The 22419-nt window shown below is 41.3% G+C and carries 14 protein-coding genes and 2 rRNA genes; 9 read left to right on the top strand and 7 right to left on the bottom strand.

What is annotated here, in order from left to right; translation table 11 throughout:
• Positions 1 to 3: 3 nt before the first annotated feature.
• The 3 genes from HWV02_RS00600 to rpmE form a co-directional block, all read right to left on the bottom strand.
• Positions 4 to 3234 carry an Ig-like domain-containing protein gene (locus HWV02_RS00600; RefSeq protein WP_211689453.1) on the bottom strand — a complete coding sequence of 1077 codons (3231 nt, stop codon included), beginning with the start codon at positions 3232 to 3234 and terminating at the stop codon, positions 4 to 6.
• 291 nt (positions 3235 to 3525) lie between these two features.
• Entirely contained in the window at positions 3526 to 4767 is a 1242-nt protein-coding gene (locus HWV02_RS00595; RefSeq protein WP_211678064.1) for a malic enzyme-like NAD(P)-binding protein, read from the bottom strand.
• A 406-nt stretch (positions 4768 to 5173) separates the two neighbouring features.
• Positions 5174 to 5386: a 50S ribosomal protein L31 gene (rpmE, locus tag HWV02_RS00590; protein WP_211673631.1), complete on the bottom strand. Its 213-nt coding sequence runs from the start codon at positions 5384 to 5386 to the stop codon at positions 5174 to 5176.
• A 231-nt stretch (positions 5387 to 5617) separates the two neighbouring features.
• Here rpmE and priA point away from each other — a divergent pair, with 231 nt between their 5' ends.
• The 8 genes from priA (at position 5618) to HWV02_RS00550 (ending at position 15847) form a co-directional block, all read left to right on the top strand.
• Positions 5618 to 7819 carry a primosomal protein N' gene (gene priA / locus HWV02_RS00585; RefSeq protein ID WP_211689451.1) on the top strand — a complete coding sequence of 734 codons (2202 nt, stop codon included), beginning with the start codon at positions 5618 to 5620 and terminating at the stop codon, positions 7817 to 7819.
• A 98-nt stretch (positions 7820 to 7917) separates the two neighbouring features.
• A complete protein-coding gene (argS, locus tag HWV02_RS00580) occupies positions 7918 to 9672 on the top strand; it encodes an arginine--tRNA ligase (protein WP_211678062.1) in 1755 nt (584 codons plus the stop codon).
• Positions 9673 to 9675: 3 nt separating this feature from the next.
• Entirely contained in the window at positions 9676 to 10218 is a 543-nt protein-coding gene (locus HWV02_RS00575; protein ID WP_211678061.1) for an SPOR domain-containing protein, read from the top strand.
• A gap of 144 nt (positions 10219 to 10362) precedes the next feature.
• Positions 10363 to 10887 (top strand): ATP-dependent protease subunit HslV, encoded by a 525-nt coding sequence (hslV, locus tag HWV02_RS00570; RefSeq protein ID WP_211678060.1) that lies wholly within the window; start codon positions 10363 to 10365, stop codon positions 10885 to 10887.
• Positions 10888 to 10914: 27 nt separating this feature from the next.
• A complete protein-coding gene (gene hslU / locus HWV02_RS00565) occupies positions 10915 to 12246 on the top strand; it encodes an ATP-dependent protease ATPase subunit HslU (protein WP_211678059.1) in 1332 nt (443 codons plus the stop codon).
• A 428-nt stretch (positions 12247 to 12674) separates the two neighbouring features.
• On the top strand, positions 12675 to 13700 hold the full coding sequence (locus HWV02_RS00560; RefSeq protein WP_211678058.1) for an alpha/beta fold hydrolase: 1026 nt from the start codon (positions 12675 to 12677) through the stop codon (positions 13698 to 13700).
• 64 nt (positions 13701 to 13764) lie between these two features.
• Complete coding sequence (locus HWV02_RS00555; protein WP_211678057.1) at positions 13765 to 14556, top strand: Cof-type HAD-IIB family hydrolase; 792 nt, start codon at positions 13765 to 13767, stop codon at positions 14554 to 14556.
• A 247-nt stretch (positions 14557 to 14803) separates the two neighbouring features.
• The gene (locus tag HWV02_RS00550) at positions 14804 to 15847 is read left to right on the top strand and encodes a zinc-binding dehydrogenase (protein WP_211678056.1); all 1044 of its coding nucleotides are present in this window, start codon (positions 14804 to 14806) and stop codon (positions 15845 to 15847) included.
• An 86-nt stretch (positions 15848 to 15933) separates the two neighbouring features.
• On the opposite strand, the gene HWV02_RS00545 is transcribed toward HWV02_RS00550, so the two are convergent.
• Together HWV02_RS00545 and HWV02_RS00540 are read right to left on the bottom strand one after the other, a co-directional pair.
• Positions 15934 to 17124 (bottom strand): NAD(P)/FAD-dependent oxidoreductase, encoded by a 1191-nt coding sequence (locus HWV02_RS00545; protein WP_211678045.1) that lies wholly within the window; start codon positions 17122 to 17124, stop codon positions 15934 to 15936.
• A gap of 102 nt (positions 17125 to 17226) precedes the next feature.
• Entirely contained in the window at positions 17227 to 17622 is a 396-nt protein-coding gene (locus HWV02_RS00540; protein WP_211678044.1) for a phnA protein, read from the bottom strand.
• A 177-nt stretch (positions 17623 to 17799) separates the two neighbouring features.
• Between HWV02_RS00540 and HWV02_RS00535 the strand changes: the two genes are divergently transcribed.
• Positions 17800 to 18921, top strand: a complete 1122-nt coding sequence (locus HWV02_RS00535; protein WP_211678043.1) for a phosphoserine transaminase — start codon at positions 17800 to 17802, stop codon at positions 18919 to 18921.
• 129 nt (positions 18922 to 19050) lie between these two features.
• Here HWV02_RS00535 and rrf read toward each other — a convergent pair.
• Both rrf and HWV02_RS00525 read right to left on the bottom strand, forming a co-directional pair.
• Positions 19051 to 19166 (bottom strand): 5S ribosomal RNA (gene rrf / locus HWV02_RS00530).
• A gap of 141 nt (positions 19167 to 19307) precedes the next feature.
• Positions 19308 to 22198, bottom strand: a 23S ribosomal RNA gene (locus tag HWV02_RS00525).
• Positions 22199 to 22419: the final 221 nt, after the last annotated feature.

Below are 22419 nucleotides of genomic sequence, written 5' to 3'. Positions count from 1 at the left end.
CCCTTAGTGGCCATAAATACGAATAGCAACATTATTAAGTGCGCCATTTTCTATATTATTACTTAGTGTGATTTTCTGTATGCACTTAGTTTCATCTGGCTTTCCATGTTCAGTACAGTTATTAAGGGCTTCTTCGTCATGAAACATGCGGTCCCCCAGTCCACCCATCTGAGGCAGAACTTTGTAGTAGGTGAAATCACCTCTATTCGTATCTGTCACTTTGATGGTCCAATTACCTTCCGAGCTTTCACCGAAAAATGCATGACTGAGTAATACCGTATTATCGAATTTTGCATTAGTCTCAGTGACTAGGCTTCTTGGTGTAAATATCATGGAATGTGTTCCGGATGGAGATATAACCTCAATGGCTATATCGCTATTACGCGCATGATTTATCCCTACTTTTAATTGCACTGCTTCAATCGTCATCTGTTGTACTATATATACTTTCTTTTTAACACCACTATTACCTTCTGGTATGGTAGAGCTTGACAGGTCGTTTGGATTAACAAAAGCAGTCTCTTTTAATTCAGGTAATAAGGTATAATTATTTGCTGCCATTTGAACTGCCGCAGTAGCATCAAGTAAGCCAAATCCGTACCAGTTATGAAAGTGATAGCCAGCCTTATTTGTTACCCAACCAGGCTCTGCTACGAACTTAGTATCTTCGCCTTCATTCGTAATTGTTATAGGTGTAAAGTCCTTATCAATTTTCTTTGCAGTCTTAGCCATAATATAGCGTACATCTCGCCAAGTCAGCTCAGTATTAACGCCAAATATTAATGCCGCTACGCCTGACGCAACGGGTGCGGCTCCAGATGTACCACCGAATGATCCTGTGTAATTGCAGTTTTCCTTAATAGATGGATAACCGTTTTCACAACCAGTTGTGTCTGTCGTAACCTCACCGACTGATGCCGATGCAAATACCGCAGCGCCTACAGATGAATAAGGATATAAAGGATGTAATGGATCATTCTGTATCCCTGAAATTAGAGTGTTATAAAAACTCGAGTTATTGACACTTACACCCGCATTATTCGCTGTTAATTCAGGTTTAGATTTATCTGCTGCATATTCACTATAATTTATGAATTTAAAATCACGGGTATAAACACTTTTAAATGAATTTCCTGCAGCTTTTATAAGTAAAACACCACATCCATCATTATTTTTTTTAGTGGCGCTTTTAAGGAGAGCCTCTCTCGCACGAAAAGGTATTGTGTTGGAAGACCTTAATTCCCCCCAATAATGACCATAGCTTTGGTTTATCACTAATGCATCTAGAGACCGTGAGCCTCCATGACTCTCAATCCAACTTTTTTGAGTTTGTACCTTAGTCCAGTTCAGACCAAATAGCTTTGCTGAAGGAGCGACACCTCGTCCACCGATACCATTAAATCCCGTTTCAGCAATAAGACCCGCAGCGGATGTACCATGATCACCACGCCCTTTTTTATCTGGTTCAGAGGTGGGGTCATTATTTTTAGTTAAAAAATTCCATGATTTACCAGTCAGTATATTGTCTTTAAGATCTTCATGACCAATATCTAACCCTGAATCTACAACAGCGACGTTGACACCGTCTCCGGTGACACCTTGTTGATGTAAAAGACCAATATTAATATCTCGATGAGGGGTACCAGACGATAATGCATCTTCTCCTGTATTATTTAAATGCCATTGTTGGGCATATAAAGGATCAGATTGCGATTGCTCATCAGCGATTTGCGTCATGAAGGTTATATTGGTTTTTGTAGAGCTCATACCGTCAGAAACAACGATTGGAAGAGTGATTGCTTTAGAGTAATTCAGAGTGTTTTTATATGTAAATTGACCACTTGGATCTATTGAAAATTCAATATAACTAGGCTTATCGAAAGTGTTTTCAATAGAGAAATTTAATTTATCGCCCTCTTTATCTGTTGCCTTTATTTGATTATTAATTGTTTGACCGGAAGATGAAAATTCCGTATTCCCTTCTATTACAGGTGCTGTATTGTGTCTTTGATTAACCACAAATGTAAACGTTGCTGTATCGCGATTAACATCATCGGTAACCGATACCGTTACCTCATCACGGCCATGAAAATAACCTGCTGGCGCATACGTTAATCTTCCTGATGGTGTTAAACTCGCCGTGCCGTGTATGCTCGGATTTGTTATCGACCATTTAAGGTTTTTTATACCTGCCAGATTCAGATTGGCAGTATAGCTTTCTCCCTGATTCAACGTTATTGTTTTATCTGAGATTGAAATAAACGTCTTTTCTTTTTGTATCACCTCAAAAGTAATAATCGCAGTAACGGGGTTTACATCATCGGTAACCGATACCGTTATCGTATCAGTCCCAAAAAAGTCAGATTTCGGCGCATACGCTAATCTTCCTGATGGTGTTAACGTCGCCAAGCCATGTATGCTCTGATTTGTTATCGACCATTTAAAATCTTTTGTCTCTGTCGTATTGAGGTCTCCACTATAACGCTCCCCCTGATTCAACGTTATTGTTTTATCTGAAATTGAAATAAACGTCTTTTCTTTTTGTATCACCTCAAAAGTAATAATCGCAGTAACGGGGTTTACATCATCGGTAACCGATACCGATACCGTTATCGTATCAGTCCCAAAAAAGTCAGATTTCGGCGCATACGCTAATCTTCCTGATGGTGTTAGCGTCGCCAAGCCATGTATGCTCTGATTTGTTATCGACCATTTAAAATCTTTTGTCTCTGTCGTATTGAGGTCTCCACTATAACGCTCCCCCTGATTCAACGTTATTGTTTTATCTGAAATTGAAATAAACGTCTTTTCTTTTTGTATCACCTCAAAAGTAATAATCGCAGTAACGGGGTTTACATCATCGGTAACCGATACCGATACCGTTATCGTATCAGTCCCAAAAAAGTCAGATTTCGGCGCATACGCTAATCTTCCTGATGGTGTTAGCGTCGCCAAGCCATGTATGCTCTGATTTGTTATCGACCATTTAAAATCTTTTGTCTCTGTCGTATTGAGGTCTCCACTATAACGCTCCCCCTGATTCAACGTTATTGTTTTATCTGAAATTGAAATAGTCCCATTGTTTGAACTTGAGTGAGTACCATTGTCTACAGTGGTAGTTCCATTGTTTGAACTTGAGTGAGTACCACTGTCTACAGTGGTTGACTCATCTGAACCGCATGCGGTTAATAACATTGGAAAACAAAAAACTAAACTTTTGATTAATTTATTCAAAAAACTCTCCATAATTCAATATATAACAAGACATTTAGAATTTTACACTTTTATTATCTACAAGAGAAACACCGACTTACATTCGCTTATAACTTTAAAATAAAAAATAATAACGTATAAAAATAATATTGACGTGGCTATGACATAGGTTTGAAGAGAATTGTTATTAGGAGGATATTCTATAAATACAGATGTAATTGATATGTGCAACTAACACAACAAGCTTGACTAACCTGTTACGCTTAAGAATAACAGCACGGAATATCCGTGCTGAATAAAGCTATTACATAGTTACAGCATGTAATTCTCTGGTAAATCGATACGCGATACACCCGTTTCAACTGCCGCTAATGCAACAGCACGTGCAACACGTGGTAATAAACGAGGATCCATTGGCTTTGGAATAATGTACTCTTTACCAAACTCTAACGATGTCGCACCAGACGCAGCTAATACTGACTGTGGCACTTCTTCTTTCGCAATTTCACGAATTGCATGTACAGCCGCGACTTTCATTGCTTCATTAATCACACTCGCTCGCGCATCTAATGCTCCACGGAAGATAAACGGGAAGCACAGTACGTTATTCACCTGATTTGGATAATCAGAACGACCCGTTGCCATGATCAAATCTTGACGTGCCGCGTGAGCCAATTCAGGTTTAATTTCTGGATCAGGATTCGAACATGCAAAAATAATTGGATTATCGGCCATTAATTTGACATCGTCAGCAGACAATACATTTGGACCTGAAACACCAACAAATACGTCAGCACCGTTAATTGCATCTTGCAATGTACGCTTATCAGTATTATTAGCAAAACGTTGCTTATACTCGTTAATGTCATCACGACGTGTGTGGATCACGCCTTTACGATCTAACATGTAGATTTTTTCACGTTGTGCGCCACATGAAATTAATAATTCCATACATGCAATTGCAGCAGCACCAGCGCCCATACAAACAATCGCCGCTTCAGTGATGTCTTTACCTTGAATATCTAGCGCATTAATCATACCTGCAGCGGTTACGATTGCAGTACCGTGCTGATCGTCATGAAATACAGGGATCTGACAACGTGCAATTAACGCTTTTTCAATTTCAAAGCATTCTGGCGCTTTAATATCTTCGAGATTAATACCACCGAATGTATCGGCAATATTGGCAACTGTATCAATAAATTCTTCTGTCGTACGGTGTTTCACTTCAATATCAATCGAATCGATATCAGCAAAGCGCTTGAATAGTAGTGCTTTACCTTCCATTACCGGTTTTGAAGCCAGTGGGCCTAAATTACCGAGACCTAAAATCGCAGTACCGTTAGTGATCACCGCCACTAAGTTGCCTTTGGCCGTATATTTATAAGCATCATCAGGGTTAGCAGCAATTTCACGCACTGGCTCTGCGACACCTGGGCTATATGCTAAAGAAAGATCATCAGCAGTTTCTGCTGACGTAGTAAGTTGAATAGCAATTTTGCCTGGTTTAGGGTTCGCATGGTAATCCAATGCTTGCTGTCTAAGGTCTGACATACACAATATCCTGAATGAAATGAATGCACATAACTCACCGCCTTAATTCAAGAATAACAAGGTGTGAGAAACAACGTTGGGGGAATTAAAATAATAATCGAATGTAACGCCAAATATTTAACTTTAATTTAACACAGGTCTCTTTTATTTTACACTGAGCTAAACTAGCTAATAATATTGTTACCATTATTCTACAGTAATTTAAGTTGTTTATTCTACCTTTGTACTGGTATGAGGTGTTTATTTTTATATGATTTACTAATTTTAGAAGAACATTTTTATCCAAATGAAAGCATTTAGGTTAAATATTAGTTTTATAAATGTTTCAAACTGTTTTTAAGACATAAAAAAAGGCACCCTAAGGTACCTTTTTGATTCACTACAAAAAATTGTATAAATACAATTCTTATTTTGCAGAAAGAGCGCCAAAACGCTTGTTGAACTTATCAACACGACCACCAGTATCAACATTACGTTGCTTACCAGTGTAGAATGGGTGACAGTTTGAACATACGTCTAGCGTGATGTTTTTACCGCGAGTTGAACCAACAGCGAAAATGTTACCGCATGAACATTTTGCTTCCATAGAAGCATATTCTGGGTGGATACCTTGTTTCATAGAAACCTCAATTTAGTTATGTCGCCATCTGAAACACTGCCAGACACCACATAAAGTTATAGAATTTTTAGGCTGCGAATAATATAGGATCTTGCCCCTAAATATCAATAGCTGATGCATAAATAAACCACAATTAGAAGATTAAACAGAAAATATCAAGACATTACCTAGTTAACAGCCGTAAACTGTTTGCTGAAGTACAGATACAGTCCGTAAAAGAGAGTTAAGTTCATGCCAGTTGTTGCCGTCGCCGTTCCCATACATTTAAGCAGAACTTTTGATTATACCTATTCTGAGAATGAACATATTCAGCCTGGCATGCGTGTCTGCGTTCCCTTTATGAATAAGCAATTAGTTGGTATTGCACTGGTAACCAAAAACGACAGTGAATTTCCGCTCGAAAGGCTAAAGCCAATCATTAATGTACTCGATGACAACGCCATTTTATCCGCTGACATGCTAGCATTTTTTACTTGGTGCGCTGATTATTACCATTACCCGATTGGTGAAGTGATCGCACAAGCCCTACCGGTATTATTACGTAAATTAGAGTCTGCAAAATTAAACAGCTACACATTCTGGCAATTAACCGATAACGCGCATGAATTAACAGCTCAAGAATTAAATCGCTTAACACCGGCTCAATTACAAACCATCAAGTTACTGGCTGAAACAAGGCTAACCCAATCACACTTAAAGTTAGCCAATATCAAATCAACGACCATCAAAGCATTGCAAGACAAAGGGCTAATTAGCCAAGAATACATAGAGGTCCAAGATAACGATGCTCAACACTGGCGCCAGAATCTCGTTATTAGTGATAATCGCCCCTCCCTCAATACCGAGCAAGCGATCACCATTGCGGCGATTGATATTAATCACTTTGCCACTTATCTGCTTGATGGTGTTACTGGTAGTGGTAAAACCGAAGTCTATCTTAATGTCATAGAGAAAGTATTAAAGACCGGTAAACAAGCGCTGGTATTAGTCCCTGAAATCGGTCTCACGCCACAAACTATTTCACGCTTCAAACGTCGTTTCAACGTACCAATTGTCGCGTTGCACTCTGGTTTAAATGACGCAGAACGTCGTGAGGCTTGGCTTGAAGCACAAGCAGGTGTCGCAGGTATCGTAATTGGGACACGATCTGCAATATTTACTCCCATGCATGATTTAGGGGTGATCATTATTGATGAAGAACATGATGGGTCCCTAAAACAGCAAGAAACATTTCGTTACCATGCGCGAGATCTAGCCATCGTCAGAGCACAGCGTAATAACATTGCCGTGGTATTAGGTTCAGCAACCCCTGCGTTAGAAACGCTGCACAATGCCATGACAGGTAAATATCGTCATTTGCAACTAACCCAACGCGCTGGTAATGCCAAGATGCCGAACCATCACCTCATCGACATCAAAAATCAGTCCTTAGATTCAGGCCTCTCTGCTGAGTTCATCGCATTAATGGCGACCCATTTAGTCGCAGGTAATCAAGTCCTGCTATTTCTGAACCGCCGTGGTTATGCACCAGCAGTCATGTGCCATACCTGTGGTTCGATGGCAGAATGCCAGCGTTGTAATACCTATTACACCTATCATCAATCACGTAATATATTGCACTGTCATCATTGCGATGAACAATTTCCAAAACCACGTCGTTGCCCAAGTTGTGATTCCAATGAGATAATCACCGCTGGTTTTGGTACTGAGCAGTTAGAAACCATGCTCAATAATCACTTCCCACAATACCCGATTATTCGTATTGATCGGGATAGTACCAGCCGTAAGGGCAGCTTAGAAAAATCATTAGAAGCCGTACGCAAGCGAGAGTTTCGAATTTTAATTGGTACCCAAATGCTCGCCAAAGGTCATCATTTTCCAGATGTCACCTTGGTAGGGCTCATTGACGTGGATAGCGCCCTGTTTAGCAGTGATTTTCGCGCCCCTGAAAAACTCGCGCAACTGTTTGTGCAAGTCTCTGGTCGTGCCGGACGTGCAGCCAAACAAGGGGAAGTGGCTATTCAGACCCATCATCCCGAACACGAACTTATTCAAGACCTGATCAATAACGGCTACAGCCATTTTGCCCAAACAGCATTACACGCCCGTTCTATGGCCAATTTACCGCCTTATAGCTTTCAAGCTTTGTTCCGTGCTGAAGCCCATCAGTTCAGTGATGCGAACGCCTTTTTAGTCGAAATAAAACAACTTATTCAAGAGCATAACCACAATCCACAACTGCTTTGTTTAGGTCCAATGCCAGCCCCAATGGAGAAACGTGCGGGTAAGTACCGTTTACAATTATTACTGCAAAGTCCACAGCGTCAGCACATCACTCACCTATTACGTCAAATAATGCCCAAAATAGAAGCATTAAAGTCTGCACGTAAAGCCCGTTGGTCATTAGACGTAGATCCAACTGAAATGTTGTAATGATATCGGCATTTATCCATTGATTAGCTAGTCAAATGCCCCTAATCACGCTAAAATGTTCGGTCTATTTCACTCATCATTGCTAGTTAAGAGAATCCATGAAAGAGCATATTATACAGCTGCTAGAGCAGACAGTTACGATCTTAAAAGAACAACAAATCATTCCTGTAGATGCACAACCTCGCATTGCAGTAGATCGTACCCGCGACAAAGCTCATGGTGATTTAGCAACAAATTTAGCAATGATGATGGCAAAACCTGCGAAGAAGAATCCGCGTGAGTTAGCACAATTAATCATTGATAACCTACCAGAATCAGACTTAGTAAGCCGAACTGAAATCGCAGGACCAGGTTTCATCAACATCTTCTTAAACCAAAACTGGTTAGCACAACAGATTGATATCGCGCTTGAAGACGATAACCTTTCAGTTCAAAAAACAACAACGCCAGATAACGTCGTTGTTGATTTATCATCACCAAACTTAGCCAAAGAAATGCACGTAGGTCACTTACGTTCATCAATCATTGGTGATTCTGTAGCACGTACATTAGAACTACTTGGTCATAACGTCATCCGTCAAAACCACGTAGGCGATTGGGGTACTCAGTTCGGTATGCTACTCGCATACATGGAAGAAAAACGCGCTGAAAATGCAGAAATCAGCATGCAACTTTCTGACCTAGAAGTATTCTATCGCGCAGCAAAAGGTCGTTTCGACGAATCTGAAGATTTTGCAACTCGCGCTCGTGAAATGGTAGTAATGCTACAATCCGGCGATGAAGATTGTAATAAACTATGGCAAGAGTTCAACAACGTGTCACTTGCACACTGTCATGACATCTACAAACGCCTAAACGTAAAACTAACACGTGAAGACGTGCGTGGTGAAAGCTTCTATAACAACGACCTACACAACGTTGTTAACGAACTTGAAGCGCAAGGTCTACTCACAGAATCAAACGGCGCTAAATGCGTATTCTTAGATGAGTTTAAGAATAAAGACGGCGATCCACTACCAGTTATCATCCAGAAAAACGGTGGCGGTTTCCTCTACGCAACAACAGACCTTGCCGCAATGCGTTTCCGTCAGCAGAAACTCAATGCTAACCGTATTATGTATTTTGTTGACCAACGTCAAGCGCTGCATTTTCAGCAAGTATTCTCAGTAGTACAAAAAGCTGGTTTCGTTAAACCAGAAACATCGTTAGAACACCTTGGTTTTGGTACCATGAACGGTGCAGATGGTCGCCCATTCAAAACCCGTTCAGGTGGCACAGTAAAACTGGTAGATCTGTTAACAGAAGCTGAAGAGCGTGCTTATACACTGGTAAAATCGAAAAACCCAGATCTTGATGAAGATGAACTTAAACACATCGCTCGTGTTGTTGGTATCTCATCGGTTAAATACGCCGATTTATCAAAGAACCGTAGCAGTGACTACATCTTCAACTTTGACTCAATGTTAAGCTTTGAAGGTAATACAGCACCTTACCTACTTTACGCTTATACGCGTGTTGGCAGTATCTTTAATAAAGTCGATGCTGAAACAGCAGCGAAATTAGCAACAGCGAAAGTACAACTAAACGAAGATAAAGAACAAGAGCTAGCAGGTAAACTTATTCAGTTTAACGAGATTGTTCATCAAGTAGCAAAACGTGCGACACCAAACACCTTGTGTACTTACCTGTTTGAATTGGCCGGTGTATTCTCAAGTTTCTATGAAGCTTGCCCAATCTTAAGCACTGAAGATGAAAACGTTAAACTAAGCCGCTTAAAACTGGCGCAGTTAACTGCTAAAACACTTAAACAAGGCTTAGATTTACTGGGCATTGAAACTTTGGAACGCATGTAAATTATGGCTCGTAAGGATTACGCGGGGCACGCCCCAAAGCCAAGAAAGAAGCGTGGTGCTAAAAAAGCACCACCAACTAAAAAGAAACGTCCGGTATTGGCTATCTTGCTATTTTTATTGCTTGCGATTGGCCTTGGTTATTTTTTAGCACAAGTAAGTGGCACAGCAGAAAAATCAGCACCAGACCCCGTGAAAAAAACACAACCTAAAAAGCTAACGGTAAAACCATTACCCGAAAAGCCAAAGGAAGTGTGGCAATATCCGCAAGACTTGCAAGAAAAAGAAGTCATTGTTGAAATACCGCCACAACAAGACACGGGTATTCGTTACCAAATGCAATGTGGTTCATTCCGTCAGCAATCACAAGCTGAAGCAATGAAAGCAACGATAGCCTTTCAAGGTTATACCGCCAGTGTTCGTCACACCGGTAATTGGTATCGTGTTGTTTTAGGTCCTTACGAACGTAAACGAACTGCAGAAAAAGAACGCCACCAAATTAAACGCGCAGGAGTCACAACTTGCGAAATTTGGCAGTGGAAGCCTTGAAAAACTAAATAGGGATACCCACCTTAGTTTGTATATCGTAATGAAATCGCTTCATATCATATGAGGCGTTTTTTTTACCTATCACAATGAAGCGTGGCTAATCCCAACTCAGCTGCGCTCAAATTAATTAGAGTGGAGTTTATCGTGACTACTATTGTATCTGTACGCCGTGAAGGCAAAGTCGTAATGGCCGGAGACGGACAAGTTTCTCTTGGCAACACGGTAATGAAAGGTAACGCAAGAAAAGTACGTCGCTTGTACAATGGCCAAGTTGTCGCTGGTTTTGCCGGTGGTACAGCTGACGCATTTACCCTTATCGAACGCTTTGAAGCAAAATTACAAGCTCACCAAGGTCACCTAGAGCGTGCCGCTGTAGAGCTTGCTAAAGACTGGCGCACCGACAAAATGTTACGTAATCTAGAAGCCCTACTGGCTGTAGCGGATAAAAACAGTTCATTCATCATTACCGGTAATGGCGATGTAGTTCAACCAGAAAATGATCTTATTGCTATCGGTTCAGGTGGCAACTTCGCACAAGCATCAGCAATGGCATTATTAGAAAATACTGAATTGGACGCTGAAGAGATCGCTAAAAAATCCCTGACTATTGCAGGTAATATCTGTGTATTCACCAACGGTTTCCAAACAGTTGAAACTATCGATTACTAAATTTTACCGAATTAAAGGAAGCTTATTATGTCGTCAATGACTCCAAGAGAAATCGTTTCTGAATTAGACTGCCATATTATCGGTCAGCAAAATGCAAAACGCGCGGTTGCAATTGCACTGCGTAATCGCTGGCGCCGCATGCAGCTAGATCAAGAACTTCGCCAAGAAGTATCACCAAAAAATATTTTGATGATCGGTCCAACGGGTGTCGGTAAAACAGAAATCGCACGTCGTTTAGCAAAACTAGCAAACGCACCATTTATTAAAGTTGAAGCAACTAAATTTACTGAAATCGGTTATGTAGGTAAAGAAGTTGATCAAATAATTAAAGACTTAACAGATGTAGCGGTAAAATTAACCCGTGAACAAGAAATGAAGAAGTACAACGTTCTCGCAGAAGAAAATGCTGAAGACCGTGTACTTGATGCATTGCTACCAAACCCACGTAATAACTGGGGTGAAGAAGAAAAAGCCAGCAATGATAATACCCGTCAAATCTTCCGTAAAAAACTACGTGAAGGTAAATTAGACGACAAAGAAATTGATATCGAACTTGCCGCACCACAAGTGGGTGTTGAGATCATGGCGCCTCCAGGCATGGAAGAAATGACTAACCAATTACAAGGTATGTTCCAAAATTTATCAGGCGGTTCAACGACTAAAACACGTAAGATGAAAGTAAAAGAAGCGTTCAAACAACTTGTTGAAGACGAAGCAGCAAAACTCGTCAACCCTGAAGAATTAAAAGAAAAAGCAATTTTTGCTGTAGAGAATAACGGTATCGTATTCCTTGATGAAATCGATAAAATCTGTAAACGCAGCGATTCAAATGACGGGGGTGTCTCACGCGAAGGTGTACAACGTGATTTATTACCGCTTATCGAAGGTTCAACAGTCACAACCAAACACGGCATGGTGAAAACAGATCACATCTTATTCATCGCATCAGGTGCTTTCCAAGTAGCCAAACCGTCAGATCTGATCCCTGAGTTACAAGGGCGCCTACCAATCCGTGTTGAGTTAGATGCGCTTAAAGCAGAAGATTTTGTCCGTATTCTGACTGAGCCAAACGCATCATTAACAGAACAATACACTGCAATGCTAAAAACGGAAGGTGTGGACGTTAATTTCACGCCAGAAGGTATTGATGGTATCGCTAACGCAGCATGGAACGTCAACGAAAAAACCGAAAACATCGGTGCTCGTCGTTTACACACAGTAATGGAACGTTTAATGGAAGAAATTTCATTCGACGCATCAGATAAAAATGGCGAAAAACTGGTAGTCGATGGTGATTACGTAGGTAAATACCTAAACGAACTCGTAGAAGATGAAGATTTAAGTCGTTATATTCTTTAATTTACGCCTAGCAATAGGCTATAGTTGAGCAGACTAAAGCAAAAAGGCGCTTATCATAAGCGCCTTTTTACCTTAAAAATTCACAAAAACTAACGTCTATGTAGCAATGCACTTTGACTAGCCTCTATCGGTTTAAGCTTTCCTGTAAGCTGACACCAATGACAACGAATCCGTCGAAGTGAATTAAGTTTCTTCTTAAGCCTAGAACGTTTCATTAGCAGTCCTCTGAATTGTCGAAATATGATGTCAAAATTCACCGATTCTCAATTAAATAAGATTAGTTTAGCTTTCACTAATTACCAACCTAGTTTGGCCTTAATTAACGATAAACATATTCAGCGCAATTTAAGTCACTATTTTGTTAATTAAATTATGGTAGTCTAGTAACAGACGTTCACAGATAAAACTAATAAGAAGCTCCTGTAACCATGTCCAGTAAATACCCATGTGTCGAATTTGATAATCCGTATAATTTAACCACTGAATCACAACTTGAAGATAAATATCATAATGAAATTTCACAGTTTTGGGATGAGACTATCACAGAGCATTCACTGCAAGGCGTTGATAACATAACGCTACGTTATGCATCAGCTGTAATCAATGAAACCGGTCCTGCAATTGTGCTCTTAGGCGGACGTTCTGAATCTTATCAAAAGTTTCGCGAGCTCATTTATGACTTTTGCAAACAAGGCTACTCGGTATATTGCGTAGACCATCGTGGTCAAGGCATGTCAGATCGATTACTGAAAAATCTGCATAAAGGCCATGTTGAACATTTTCGTGATTACGTCACCGATTTAAAATTATTTATCGATAAAGTCATTAGCCCTACCCTACACAGTAAAAAATATTTATTATGCCATTCCATGGGTGGCGCAATTGGTAGTTTATACTTACAAAGCTATCACCATGACTTTAATGCGGCAGTGCTAGCATCACCGATGTTTGGGATCAATTTTGGTCAAATACCCCGTCCAATAGCCAATGTTTATAGCCGAGCGATGCATATCGTGAATAAAATTATTCATACCGAATCTTTTTATGCGCCAGGTAAAGGCGACTTTGCCCATTCACCTTTTGAAAATAATCAACTGACGCACAGTCCATTACGATTTGATATTTTCCGTCGTAGTTATGGATTTTACCCACAAACGCAATTAGGTGGACCAACGATTAACTGGCTACAGCAAAGTATCAAAGCCTGTCGTCGCGCGATCCAATACGCGGGGAACATTAAAACACCAACATTGGTCTTACAAGCTGGCGGCGATGAAGTGGTACTTGCTGAAGCACAACAGCAATTCTGTCGCGCATTAAGCCATGAAAACAATCAACACCAACCTGCGGAACCAGTTTTGATCCCTGGTGCTGCACACGAGTTATTCTTAGAAACGGATATTTTTAGGATCCCGGCGCTCACAGTCGCGTTAAATTATTTTGCCAAACATTAAATCAATTACTAGGGACAGTAATCACGATAGAACTCTTTTAAATAAAGTCAATATTGAGGTTAAGATGTATAAAGTTATCGTTTCTGATTTAGATGGTACGCTACTGACACCTGCACATATAGTTTCAGAGCAAACCAAAATCACCATTCACAAACTACTGAAGCAAGGGAAAAAATTTATCATTGCCACAGGCCGTCACAATATCGACGTCGAAGCGATCAGAAAAACCATTGATGCAGAAGCATATCTCATCACCTCCAATGGAGCGAGAGTGCATAACAGTAAAGGTGAACTGATTTACAGTAAAAATGTGCCAGCAGATATAGCACAAAAAATTGTCGAAATTGAGTTGCCTGAAACTATTCAAGCTAATATTTACCGTGATAACGAATGGTTTGTGAATAAGCCTAACCCAGAGATCCTCAGCTTTAGTCAAGATTCTACATTTTGCTACCAGGTAGTCGATCTCTCGACATTAGAAAAAACAGGTATCGCCAAATTCTTTTTCTGCGGACCCCATGACGATCTTGTGCAACTAGCAGCGCAAATTAACGCGCAATACAGTGCACAACTCAACGTTTCGTTCTCGCTACCTGAATGCCTAGAAGTAATGGACATCAAGGTCAATAAGGCCGAAGCACTGACTGAAGTGCTTAAAATAAAAGGCTTCACCATGGCAGAAACAATTGCGTTTGGCGATGGCATGAATGATGTGGAGATGTTACAAGCCGTCGATAAAGGGTTAATCATGGGGAATGCTTCAGTCATGCTTAAAGCTGCACTACCCGACTTTGAAATGATAGGTCATTCAGCAGAAGACGGCGTAGCCCATTATATTGAAAAAAATATATTATAGTTGATAACAGCCAACTGCATAATAAATTAGAATTAGTTGCCCTGAAAGGAACTCTCGGTAACTGATTAGCAACGAATAATTTAAGGCCTCGATATAAAATAAACCTCGACACGATATAACAAACTTATATTTACAAATTAATTAGAATAGATGACTAAATTTTATAAGAACTTGAAAGTTAACTTATAATTTCTAAATGCTATGATATACATTACCTATTATATTCTTTTACTTATATAGGTTTAATGTGTCAGATTTTACTTACCCCACTACCAATAAAGGTTTTGCATTAAAATTAATTGATGATCGCCAAGCATCATCATCTCAACGGATCGAGTTAAAAGAAAAGCCACTTCCGAAACTAAAATCAGGACAGGTACTAATCAAAATGTTAGCCGCGCCAGTCAATCCATCCGATCTTGTATACTTATTAGGTCGATATGGCATCGCGCCCGTTGATTCTGCATTTGTGGGGTTTGAAGGTTGTGGCGTTGTCGTAAAAGCCAATGCTGGATTATACGGTAAATGGCTTGAAGGTAAGCGGGTATCACTGTCTGCAGTGCCAGGTCTAGATGGTGTATGGGCTGAATATGCCATTACGAGTGCCAATTACTGCCTACCAATAAGAAAAGACATTAGTGATGAGCAAGCATCTACAATTATCGTCAATCCATTAACATCTATTTGTATGATCGATCGCGCTATCGAACTCGGAGCTAAAGCAGTAATCATTAATGCTGCAGCCAGCCAAGTCGGCAAAGGAGCTATTCGTTATGCAAAAATGAAGAACCTAAAAACTATAGCAACAGTCCGTAGTGCCTCCAATGTCGATGTATTAGAAAAACTAGGAGCAGATTGCGTATTGCTAACAACTGCCGACGATTACAAGCAACAGTTAACCGAAGCTTGCCAACGCGTAAAACCGACTGTGCTATTAGACGCAGTTGCCGCACTGGATACGCCGCAAATACTTCACGCAATGCCGAAACGCTCAACAGCCATAGTTTACGGTCGGTTAACCGAAAATCATGATCCAATTGGCGGTCAATTTGGTGTATCCGATGTTATTTTTAAAAATATAAAAATAGAGGGTTTCTGGCTGGCTAATTATTTTGCGAAATCAAAACCATGGCATATTTATGCGCTAAGTAAAAAAGTTCAAAAACTATTCGCAGAAGGGACTTTTCAGACCGATATCTATGGCACCTTTAACTTTGATACGTTCTCAAGCGCACTTGATCATTATGCGAATAATAAAAGTGACGGTAAAGTGATCCTAAAGTTCGCTTAGTATTACTCACTATAATGAATCAAATCAAAAGAACTGACATTTGATAATGTGATGAGCGCTATCACATTATCAAATTTTTTAAGCAATTACACAAACTGACCACAGCTCCAGCCTGAAGACCAAGCCCACTGAAAGTTATATCCGCCTAACCAACCACTTACGTCCATTACTTCACCAATAAAGTATAAACCAGCCATTTTTTTTGCTTCCATAGTTTTCGAAGAAAGTTCATTAGTATCAACACCACCTAAGGTCACTTCTGCAGTACGATAACCCTCAGTCCCATTCGGCTTTACTTGCCAGTTATGCAAGAGTGTTGAAATATCATCAAGCTCTTTATGCTGTAACTGCTTAAGTGTGCATTCAGGCAATAACCCATCAGCATAGAATATCTCAACAAGACGTTTCGGTAAGACACGCGCTAATGCTGTTTTTAACGCTTGGTTAGGGCTCGACTCCGTCATTTTCGCTAAGGTGTCGGTTATTTCAGTATCTGGTAATAAGTTAATGCTAATGGCTTCGCCTGGATTCCAGTAAGATGATGCTTGCAAAACTGACGGTCCAGACAGCCCACGATGAGTAAACAACAAAGCTTCTTTAAAGTTAACACCTGATTCTGTTGTAATACGCGCTGGTAAACTAACACCAGAAAGATCGGCATATTTATCTTTATCATGTTGTTGTAGCGTAAATGGAACAAGACCCGCTTTAGTTGCATTTACTTTTAAACCAAACTGCTCTGCAATTTTATAACCATAAGGTGTAGCCCCAAGTTTAGGCATAGATAACCCTCCGGTCGCCACAACCAAGGACTCACAATTTAGAGGTCCTTGACTGGTTTGCAGATGAAAACGACCGTCATCTGTTTTATCAATCGATAGTATTTCAGTGCGTAATTGGATCTTCACGCCAGCCCAATCACATTCGGTATGCAACATATCAACAATATCTTTTGCTGAGTCGTCACAGAATAACTGTCCATGTTCACGTTCATGATAAGCAACACCATGGCGCTCGACCATATCAATAAAGTTCCACGCAGTATAACGACTTAATGCAGACTTGACGAAATGCGGATTAGCACAAATAAATGCATCGGTAGAAAGAGCATTGTTGGTAAAGTTACAACGACCACCGCCACTAATTAAGACTTTACGACCCGCTTTCTTGGCATTATCGAGAACCAATACAGAGCGACCTCGGTAACCAGCACTTGCCGCACACATCAATCCTGCAGCACCTGCACCAATTACTATCACATCACAACTTTGGCTCATCGAAGACCTCTATAATTTAACTAGAATACAAAAATGGAGCCGCAGAATAGCATTAATTATCCAGATACCCAAACGACTTCAGTCAGTAGATAGATAGATTAATTATTGCTGGTTAATGCGCTCTTCGACCTCAGGCTCTAAGTATGCCATTTCATCAAGATCTGCCGCCCATTCATGCTTTTCAGCTAACAAACGTAACATACGGATCGCAGTCACTTGTACGATAGCAACTTCAGACCACATTGATTTATTTAGACAACGCCAATGGTCAGCATCAATACGTTTAGGGTTGTTAAGCTGTTCACTACAAGTATCACAAATTAAAATACAATCATCATACTCGGGGGTTGTCGGTATCGGCGCAACTTCAAAAATATTTAGTTTCACACCTGATGCATCACATGTTTCACAATGCGAACGCGCACGTCGTGCTAAGTTTTTACCGAATGCATTTAATGCATCTTTTCTATGTTGATGTTTGTCTAAGCCTTTAGCCATAATCTTCAATTCCTATATATTTAAACTGTGTTGAAAATACGTTTATTTGTCATGAATAGCAAACGTTAGCAGCAATAAAACACGCTATAAAATATCGCGAGTTTAAATACTTCATAGATGACAACTGGATTGCTATAATCGATTCATATGGATAGCATTTTAGTAAAGGAATAACGAATGATCCCAACTAACAAACCCCTGAACCCAAACTTTTCTTCAGGCCCTTGCAGTAAGCGTCCTGGCTATGAATTAACACAACTGGATATAAGTACTCTCGGTCGTTCACACCGTTCTAATATCGGTAAAGCAGCGCTACAAAAAGCCATTGAGAAAACCAAAGAGCTCTTAAAAATTCCGGGGGACTATCACATCGCTATAGTTCCAGCTTCTGATACTGGTGCAATGGAGATGATGCTGTGGTCATTACTCGGGGCAAGAACGGTTGATGTTTGCTACTGGGAATCGTTTGGTAAAGGCTGGTTCAATGATATTAAAAATGAACTTCAACTTAGCAATGTGAATGCAATCACCGCTGATTATGGCCAACTCCCTGATTTAGACACGACGAATCCAGAGCATGACATTGTGTTTACTTGGAATGGCACTACATCTGGCGTTAAAGTGCCAAATGCAGACTGGATCAGTGACCAACGTACAGGTTTAACAATTTGTGACGCCACCTCAGCTGTATTTGCCATGCCGATAGCATGGGATAAACTCGATGTAACCACATTCAGTTGGCAGAAGGTATTAGGTGGTGAAGGTGCTCACGGCATGATCGTACTTAGCCCTGCAGCAGTTAAACGTTTAGAATCTTATACCCCACCTTGGCCATTACCTAAGATCTTTCGTTTAACTAAAAATGGCAAATTGATTGAAGCGATTTTTACTGGAGCCACTATTAACACTCCGTCAATGCTATGCGTAGCGGATTATTTAGATGCATTGAACTGGATAGACAAGATCGGTGGCGTTGACGCTGCAATTAACCGTTCTGAAAATAATTTAGCGATTATAAGTAACTTTGTTGCCCAACATAAATGGATAGATTTTCTTTCAGTGCGAGCTGAATATAGATCAAATACCAGCGTATGCTTACGTTTAGCACTAAGCGATATTCAATTAAAAGCGTTCAGTAAACTATTAGCTCAGCAACAAGTTGCTTATGATATTAACTCATATAAAGATGCCCCGTCAGGACTGCGTATTTGGTGTGGAGCTACAGTAGAATCACATGATCTCGAGTTACTATTACCTTGGCTCATTTGGGCTTATGAAAGTGTTCGAGATGAACAATAATAACGTTTCGATTTACGTATAGTAATATACACAAAACCGGCCGTAGGCTGGTTTTTATCAGTCGCTAACTTAAATCTCAGGCACAAAAAAGCCGATATCATTACTGATATCGGCTCTCTCTAATTTGGCGCTTGGCGATGCCCTACTCTCACATGGGGAAGCCCCACACTACCATCGGCGTTATTACGTTTCACTACTGAGTTCGGAATGGGATCAGGTGGTACCGCAACACTATGGTCACCAAGCAAATTTGGTTTGCTTTCAAGTTGTATCTTTAAAATCTGAAAAGCTATAAATAAAGAAGTCTTTAAAACCTATCTTTCGATAAATAGTAGTGTTCAATCAATTCTTAAGTCGATATTTCAATTAATCATACTTTAATTTGTATGGTTAAGCCTCACGGGTAATTAGTACAAGTTAGCTCAATGCCTCACAGCACTTACACACCTTGCCTATCAACGTTGTAGTCTCCAACGGCCCTTCAGGGGACTTAAAGTCCCAGTGAGAACTCATCTCGAGGCCTGCTTCCCGCTTAGATGCTTTCAGCGGTTATCAGTTCCGAACTTAGCTACCGGGCAATGCTATTGGCATAACAACCCGAACACCAGTGGTTCGTCCACTCCGGTCCTCTCGTACTAGGAGCAGCTCCTCTCAATTCTCAAACGCCCACGGCAGATAGGGACCGAACTGTCTCACGACGTTCTAAACCCAGCTCGCGTACCACTTTAAATGGCGAACAGCCATACCCTTGGGACCAACTTCAGCCCCAGGATGTGATGAGCCGACATCGAGGTGCCAAACACCGCCGTCGATATGAACTCTTGGGCGGTATCAGCCTGTTATCCCCGGAGTACCTTTTATCCGTTGAGCGATGGCCCTTCCATTCAGAACCACCGGATCACTAAGACCTACTTTCGTACCTGCTCGACGTGTCTGTCTCGCAGTTAAGCTGGCTTATGCCTTTGCACTAACCACATGATGTCCAACCATGTTTAGCCAACCTTCGTGCTCCTCCGTTACTCTTTGGGAGGAGACCGCCCCAGTCAAACTACCCACCAGACACTGTCCGCAACCCCGATAAGGGGCCTACGTTAGAACATCAAACGTACAAGGGTGGTATTTCAAGGTTGACTCCACATCATCTAGCGACAATGCTTCAACGTCTCCCACCTATCCTACACATGTAGGTTCAATGTTCAGTGCCAAGCTATAGTAAAGGTTCACGGGGTCTTTCCGTCTAGCCGCGGGTACACTGCATCTTAACAGCGATTTCAATTTCACTGAGTCTCGGGTGGAGACAGCGTGGCCATCATTACGCCATTCGTGCAGGTCGGAACTTACCCGACAAGGAATTTCGCTACCTTAGGACCGTTATAGTTACGGCCGCCGTTTACCGGGGCTTCGATCATGAGCTTCGACCTAAGTCTAACCCAATCAATTAACCTTCCGGCACCGGGCAGGCGTCACACCGTATACGTCATCTTTCGATTTTGCACAGTGCTGTGTTTTTAATAAACAGTTGCAGCCACCATTTCTCTGCGACCGACAATAGCTTACGGAGCAAGTCCTTCACCATCATCGGCGTACCTTCTCCCGAAGTTACGGTACCATTTTGCCTAGTTCCTTCACCCGAGTTCTCTCAAGCGCCTTAGTATTCTCTACCTAACCACCTGTGTCGGTTTGGGGTACGATTCTCTTATATCTGAAGCTTAGAGGTTTTTCCTGGAAGCCGGGTATCAACTACTTCATCTCCGTAGAGACTCGTCATCAGCTCTCAGCCTAATGTGCGCCCGGATTTACCTAAGCACACAGCCTACAACCTTAAACATGGACAACCATCGCCATGCTAGCCTAACCTTCTCCGTCACCCCATCGCAATATAAGTGAGTACAGGAATATTAACCTGTTTCCCATCGACTACGCCTTTCGGCCTCGCCTTAGGGGTCGACTCACCCTGCCCCGATTAACGTTGGACAGGAACCCTTGGTCTTTCGGCGTGGAGGTTTTTCACCCCCATTATCGTTACTCATGTCAACATTCGCACTTCTGATACCTCCAGCAAGCTTCTCAACTCACCTTCGACGGCTTACAGAACGCTCCTCTACCATGCAAGAACAAGTCTTGCATCCGTAGCTTCGGTGGTATGTTTAGCCCCGTTAAATCTTCCGCGCAGACCGACTCGACCAGTGAGCTATTACGCTTTCTTTAAAAGATGGCTGCTTCTAAGCCAACTTCCTGGCTGTCTGAGCCTTTCCACATCGTTTCCCACTTAACATACACTTTGGGACCTTAGCTGACGGTCTGGGTTGTTTCCCTTTCCACGACGGACGTTAGCACCCGCCGTGTGTCTCCCGCGATTGAACTTATTGGTATTCGGAGTTTGCAAAGGGTTGGTAAGTCGGGATGACCCCCTAGCCTTAACAGTGCTCTACCCCCAATAGTTAGACGCGAGGCGCTACCTAAATAGCTTTCGAGGAGAACCAGCTATCTCCCGGTTTGATTGGCCTTTCACCCCCAGCCACAAGTCATCCGCTAATTTTTCAACATTAGTCGGTTCGGTCCTCCAGTTGATGTTACTCAACCTTCAACCTGCCCATGGCTAGATCACCGGGTTTCGGGTCTAATCCCAGCAACTATTCGCGCAGTTAACACTCGGTTTCCCTACGGCTCCGCTATTCGCTTAACCTTGCTACTGAAATTAAGTCGTTGACCCATTATACAAAAGGTACGCAGTCACAGAACAAGTCTGCTCCCACTGCTTGTACGTATACGGTTTCAGGTTCTATTTCACTCCCCTCACAGGGGTTCTTTTCGCCTTTCCCTCACGGTACTGGTTCACTATCGGTCAGTCAGTAGTATTTAGCCTTGGAAGATGGTCCTCCCATATTCAAACAGCATATCACGTGTGCCGTCCTACTCGATTTCACAGTAAGGTCGTTTTCATGTACGGGACTATCACCCTGTATCGTGAAACTTTCCAGAATCTTCCACTAACTTCCAAACTGCTTAAGGGCTAGACCCCGTTCGCTCGCCGCTACTAAGGGTATCTCTATTGATTTCTTTTCCTCGGGGTACTTAGATGTTTCAGTTCTCCCGGTTCGCTTCGTAACGCTATGTATTCACGTTACGATACTCTACAAAGTAGAGTGGGTTCCCCCATTCGGAAATCTGTGGATTAACGCTTTTTATCAACTCCCCACAGCTTAACGCAGATTAACACGTCCTTCATCGCCTCTGACTGCCTAGGCATCCACCGTATACGCTTAGTCACTTAACCATACAATCTAAAGTCGACCGTACAATTGAAATAACTAGGTATTATCTAGTTTTTTTCGCCTCAAGAATACTCAAGAACACTATATTGTTATTGCCGAAGCAATAACGTGTTTTAAGAACTTCTTTATTTATTCAGCTTTCCAAATTTTTAAAGAGCAATTTGCTAAAAAGCAAAGATAAACAAGCGATTGCTTATCTTTGCTTACTAGCGTCTTACTATTA

The sequence above is a fragment of the Moritella sp. 28 genome (assembly GCF_018219435.1).
Taxonomy (GTDB): domain Bacteria; phylum Pseudomonadota; class Gammaproteobacteria; order Enterobacterales; family Moritellaceae; genus Moritella.
Note: the sequence above shows the minus strand (reverse complement) of the source record. Positions and strands in the feature narration are given on the sequence as shown.